The 5,653-nt window shown below is 57.8% G+C and carries 6 protein-coding genes; 2 read left to right on the forward strand and 4 right to left on the reverse strand.

Annotation, left to right across the window (positions count from 1 at the left end; translation table 11 throughout):
• The coding region (locus Q0362_RS08420) for a putative PEP-binding protein (protein ID WP_366099796.1) at positions 1 to 1,061 on the forward strand (1,061 nt) is incomplete at its 5' end.
• Positions 1,062 to 1,148: 87 nt separating this feature from the next.
• On the opposite strand, the gene Q0362_RS08425 is transcribed toward Q0362_RS08420, so the two are convergent.
• The 4 genes from Q0362_RS08425 to sdhC are packed head-to-tail and all read right to left on the reverse strand — an operon-like array spanning position 1,149 to position 4,625.
• Positions 1,149 to 1,904, reverse strand: a complete 756-nt coding sequence (locus Q0362_RS08425; protein ID WP_298122504.1) for a succinate dehydrogenase iron-sulfur subunit — start codon at positions 1,902 to 1,904, stop codon at positions 1,149 to 1,151.
• Positions 1,905 to 1,906: 2 nt separating this feature from the next.
• The gene (gene sdhA / locus Q0362_RS08430; protein ID WP_298122506.1) at positions 1,907 to 3,721 is read right to left on the reverse strand and encodes a succinate dehydrogenase flavoprotein subunit; all 1,815 of its coding nucleotides are present in this window, start codon (positions 3,719 to 3,721) and stop codon (positions 1,907 to 1,909) included.
• A 35-nt stretch (positions 3,722 to 3,756) separates the two neighbouring features.
• Entirely contained in the window at positions 3,757 to 4,209 is a 453-nt protein-coding gene (locus Q0362_RS08435; RefSeq protein WP_298122509.1) for a succinate dehydrogenase hydrophobic membrane anchor subunit, read from the reverse strand.
• Positions 4,206 to 4,625: a succinate dehydrogenase, cytochrome b556 subunit gene (gene sdhC / locus Q0362_RS08440; protein WP_298122511.1), complete on the reverse strand. Its 420-nt coding sequence runs from the start codon at positions 4,623 to 4,625 to the stop codon at positions 4,206 to 4,208. Before sdhC ends, Q0362_RS08435 begins: the two co-directional genes overlap by 4 nt.
• A gap of 63 nt (positions 4,626 to 4,688) precedes the next feature.
• Here sdhC and Q0362_RS08445 point away from each other — a divergent pair.
• Positions 4,689 to 5,653 (forward strand): mannose-1-phosphate guanylyltransferase (locus tag Q0362_RS08445; protein WP_298122514.1); only part of this gene is annotated, 965 nt, incomplete at its 3' end.

The following is a 5,653-nucleotide window of genomic DNA, read 5'->3' on the forward strand; positions in this document are numbered from 1 at the left end:
CCATCGTGGGGGTGGGTGCAGGAGCTGAGTCGCTGACTGATGAGACTCTTGTCGTGGTCAACGCCGCAACTTCGACAGTTTCTTCTGGAGTTTCGCAGGCAGATGTTGACGCGGCACTGGTGAAGCGTTCCGAGTGGCTCGAAGCATCGAACGCACCTATAACTGATGGTGCACTCAAAGATGGCTTCAAGGTTCCTCTGCTGGCTAACCTCGGTTCTCCCAAGGAAGCAGCCGGCGCGATTGCACTCGGCGCTGAAGGTGTGGGGCTGTTCCGCACCGAGTTCCTCTTCCTCGACTCCGCAACTGCACCAACCGTGGAAGAGCAGGAAGTTCAATACACCGAACTCCTCGAAGCATTCCCCGGCAAGAAGGTTGTCGTCCGTGCACTTGATGCCGGAGCGGACAAGCCCCTCTCATTCTTGAACGATGCTCACGAAGAAAACCCTGCTCTGGGTCTTCGTGGAATTCGTGCCCTGCGAGTGAAGGAAAACATCCTGCGCGATCAGCTCACCGCATTGGTCAATGCTCAGAACAAGACTGAAGCTGACCTCTGGGTGATGGCACCCATGGTTGCTGATGCAGAAGAGACCGACTACTTCGTGGGGCTGTGCCGTGAGCTCGGTTTGCGTGTTCCAGGTGTGATGGCTGAAGTTCCCTCACTGGCATTGGTCGCTGACCAGGTTCTCGAGACCGCTGACTTCGTCAGCATCGGCACCAACGACCTCACTCAGTACACAATGGCGGCTGACCGCATGCTCGGCACCGTTGGTTCCTATCAGGACCCGTGGCACCCCGCAGTTCTGCGTCTAATCAAGCAGCTCGGTGATGCAGGTGTTGCCTCAGGCAAGCCCGTGGGTGTCTGTGGTGAAGCAGCAGCTGACCCCAACCTGGCCATTGTTCTTGTTGGTCTCGGTGTCACCACCTTGAGCATGACCCCTGCCGCACTGGCAGAAGTTCGTGCCGCACTTCTTACTGTCACACTCGACGAAGCCAAGGCTCGTGCTGCTCGTGCGCTGAACGGTCGCACTGCAGCCCAGGCACGCAAGCTCGGCAGCGAGTAAATACTTCTGTAGGGGAGACGACCTACGGAACTACAAAAAGACCCGGCCTTCCTCAAAGGGCCGGGTCTTTTTTGTGCGAAATAGTTCTTATGCGCGTCCACGCAGAACAGCCTGCTTCACGTCGGCAATAGCCTGGGTGACCTGGATGCCACGAGGGCATGCGTCGGTGCAGTTGAAGGTGGTGCGGCAGCGCCACACGCCCTCTTTGTCATTCAAGATGTCGAGGCGAACATCGCCTGCGTCATCACGAGAGTCAAAGATGAAGCGGTGAGCGTTCACGATGGCAGCAGGACCGAAGTACTGTCCGTCAGTCCAGAACACGGGGCAGCTGGTGGTGCAGGCTGCACACAAGATGCACTTGGTGGTGTCATCGAAGCGCTCGCGGTCTTCAATGGTCTGGCGGCGTTCCTTGCCAGGCTCAGGAGAAGAGTTCGCGATGAGGAAGGGCTTGACCTCGCGGTATGCAGCGAAGAAAGGCTCCATGTCGACGATGAGGTCCTTCTCGAGGGGGAGACCCTTGATGGCTTCAACGTAGATGGGCTGGGTAATGTCCAGGTCCTTGATCAGGGTCTTGCAGGCAAGACGGTTGCGACCATTGATGCGCATTGCGTCAGAACCACAAATACCGTGAGCACAGGAGCGACGGAAGGACAGCGAACCATCCTGGTCCCACTTGATGCGGTGAAGTGCGTCGAGAATACGGTCGGTTGAGTAGACCTCAACGTCGAAGGATTCCCAGCGAGCTTCTTCATCGATTTCAGGAAGGAAGCGACGAATGATCAGCGTGATGGTGAAAGCCTGTACCTCGGGTACGGCTGCCTGTGTAGCGACTTCGGTAGCCATTCTTAGTACTTCCTCTCCATGGGCTGGTAGTTGGTAATAACAACAGGCTTCCAATCAAGCTTGATGTGGTCACCAGCGTCATCACTCGTTGCGTCCCCTGAGAGGTACGCCATGGTGTGCTTCATGAACTTCTTGTCATCGCGGTTGGGGAAGTCGTCGCGCATGTGGCCGCCACGGCTTTCCTTACGGTTACGAGCCGAGTAAACAACAACCTCTGCGAGGTCGAGCAGGAAGCCCAGCTCAACAGCTTCGAGAAGGTCAGTGTTGTAACGCTTGCCCTTATCGTGGATCGAGATGTGCTTGTATTCCTCACGCAGCTTCTCAATGGTCTTGGTGACCGACTTGAGAGAGTCTTCGGTGCGGAAGACCTGAGCGTTCTTGTCCATCTCTTCCTGCAGTTCCTTACGGAGAGCTGGAACACGCTCGGTGCCCTGAGCGTTGCGGATGGATTCGATCATGTCGCGGATGGGACCTGCGGGGTCCTTGGGCAGTGGCACAAACTTGGCGGTCTTGGCGTATTCCACTGCGTAGCGACCTGCGCGCTTACCGAACACGTTGATGTCCAGCAGCGAGTTGGTGCCGAGGCGGTTAGAGCCGTGAACCGACACACATGCACATTCACCAGCGGCGTAGAGGCCGGGGATGACGGTGTCGTTGTCGGAGAGAACTTCTGCCTTGATGTTGGTGGGGATACCACCCATGGCGTAGTGAGCAGTAGGCATCACGGGAACAGGCTCAACCACGGGGTCAACACCCAAGTAGGTGCGAGCGAACTCGGTGATGTCGGGAAGCTTGGTTTCCAGAACTTCAGCACCCAGGTGGGTGCAGTCCAGGAGAACGTAGTCCTTGTTGGGGCCCGCACCGCGGCCTTCAGCCACTTCCTGAACCATGCAACGCGAGACGATGTCACGAGGAGCGAGGTCCTTGATGGTGGGGGCGTAGCGCTCCATGAAGCGCTCACCAGAAGCATTACGCAGGATTGCACCTTCACCACGAGCACCCTCAGTCAAGAGAATGCCGAGGCCAGCAAGGCCGGTGGGGTGGAACTGGAAGAACTCCATGTCCTCAAGAGGAATACCCTTGCGCCAGATGATGCCCACGCCGTCACCGGTGAGGGTGTGAGCGTTGGAGGTGGTCTTGTAGATCTTGCCGAAACCACCGGTTGCGAAGACGATCGACTTGCCCTGGAAGACGTGCAGGTCACCGGTAGCGAGCTCGTAAGCAACGACACCAGCAGGAACCTGCTTGCCCTTGACGTCAACCATGACGAGGTCAAGAACATAGAACTCGTTGTAGAACTCGATACCGAGCTTCACGCAGTTCTGGAACAGGGTCTGCAGAATCATGTGACCGGTGCGGTCAGCTGCGTAGCAGGAGCGACGAACAGGTGCCTTACCGTGGTCACGAGTGTGGCCACCGAAACGACGCTGGTCGATCTTGCCATCGGGAGTTCTGTTGAAAGGAAGACCCATGTTCTCGAGGTCGATAACCGCGTCGATAGCTTCCTTAGCCAGAATCTCTGCTGCATCCTGGTCAACCAGGTAGTCGCCACCCTTGACGGTGTCGAAGGTGTGCCATTCCCAGCTGTCCTCTTCCACGTTGGCCAGAGCAGCAGCCATACCGCCCTGAGCTGCACCGGTGTGCGAGCGGGTGGGGTAGAGCTTGCTGATCACAGCGGTGCGTGCGTTGGGGCCAGCCTCAATCGCTGCACGCATACCTGCGCCACCAGCACCCACGATGACAACATCGTGCTGGTGGTAGTAAACGCCGTCGACGAGCTTGGTCTCTTCGTAGGTTTCGTTGCTCTTGGTTGCCACGAGGGATACTCCGTAGTTAAGGGTGATCTAAAGAATTACTGGGGTGGGCAGAACGAAGGCAGCAAACCGAGCTGCTCTGGGCTGACCGAAGGGCATGGGTCGAAGGTGAAAATCACCAAGGTGCCCAGGACGATGAGCACAGCTGCAGAAAGGAAGACTGCTCCGCGGAGCACCTTTCCGAGAGTGACTGAGCTCGAGTAGTCGTTGATGATGGTGCGCATACCGTTGGCGCCGTGAATCAGGGCAAGCCACAGCATGAGCAGATCCCATACCTGCCAGAAGGGGGAAGCCCACTTGCCAGCGACGAATGCGAAGTCAATGCCACGAACACCTTCACCGGCAACCATGTTCACAAACAGGTGACCAAAGATGAGGACGACGAGGACCACGCCTGAGGCGCGCATGTACATCCATCCCCACTTTTCCCAGTTGGTGCCGGAGCGCTGGGTGCGGGCGTAGGGGCTACGGGGTGCGTCTACGGTGCTCACTGTCCGTTCACCTCCAGAACGATGTTGATGATCTGACGAGGCAGGAAGCCTGCCATCAGGACTACCCACAGGCCAATGACTGCCCAGAACATGACGCGCTGGTACTTGACGCCCTTGCTCCAGAAGTCGACCAGGATGATGCGCAGACCGTTGAGGGCGTGGAAGACGATAGCGCCGACCAGTGCGATCTCACCGAGGCCCATGATGGGGGTCTTGTACGAGCTCATGACGGCGTTGTAGGCCTCAGGGCTGACGCGCACAAGAGCGGTATCGAGAATGTGGACAAGCAGGAAGAAGAAGATGGCCACACCGGTAATACGGTGCAGAACCCAAGACCACATGCCGGTGTAGCCGCGGTAAAGCGTGCCGCCCGGACGGGGCTTCTTTTCTGAGCGTGGTGCCGTGACAGCTGACACGAACAACCCTCCTTGGTTGTGGGCAATAACTTGTCCTAACTTTACGCCCAGTAGTCTGGTGTTATGGCACGACTAACGACGCCCCTGACCGACTTCTACGTGGTTATTCCAGCCGGTGGAATAGGCTCCCGGCTCTGGCCTTTGTCCCGCGCGGATGCCCCTAAGTTCCTGCATGACCTCACTGGTTCTGGCAGTTCTCTGCTCAAGGACACATGGGACCGTTTAGCTCCCCTCGCAGGAGAGCAGCGCGTCATGGTTGTCACCGGTCGCGCTCACCGCGCAGCGGTGGAAGAACAGCTTCCTGAGCTCGAAGATCTCAACGTTGTGCTGGAAAGTGAGCCCCGCGACTCCTCTGCTGCAATTGGTTTGGCAGCAGCCATTTTGGAAAAACGTGAGCCCGGAGTGATCATGGGTTCTTTCGCCGCAGACCACGTGATCAAGGGCACCCGCTTCTTCAATATGGCCGTCGCCGAGGCTGTTGAAGCAGCCCGCGCCGGCTTTATTGCCACCATCGGCATCGTTCCCACTGAGCCAGCTATTGGATTTGGATATATCCACGCAACGGAAGAAACCGAGCTGGCAGGTGCTCCCTCCGCTCTCAAGGTTGATTCCTTCGTGGAAAAGCCCAACGCTCACACTGCTGAGGAGTACGTCGAAAGTGGCGACTACCTCTGGAACGCCGGCATGTTCATCACCAAGGCATCAGTGCTTCTGGAAGAACTTGCCAAGACTCAGCCCGAACTTCACGCAGGGGTTATCGCGCTCGCTGAGGTGTGGGATGACCACGCCAAGCGCGGTCCTGCCGTGGACAAGATTTGGCCGACGCTGAAGAAGATCGCCATCGACTACGCCGTGGCAGAGCCTGCGGCTGCCGCCGGCAAGCTCGTCGTGATCCCCGGAGAGTTCGACTGGGATGACGTGGGCGACTTCGCTTCCATTGCCAAGCTTCACTCTTCTGGTTACAAGAAGGACCTCGCCATCTTGGGTGAAGGGGCCAGGGTTCTCTCAGATGCCTCCTCGGGGATTCT

The organism is uncultured Aurantimicrobium sp., from assembly GCF_936931525.1.
GTDB lineage: Bacteria > Actinomycetota > Actinomycetes > Actinomycetales > Microbacteriaceae > Aurantimicrobium.

Coding starts and splice junctions, on each gene's coding strand:
- Q0362_RS08425 (WP_298122504.1), bottom strand. CDS start 1,904: ATGGCTACCGAAGTCGCTACACAGGCAGCCGTACCCGAGGTACAGGCT.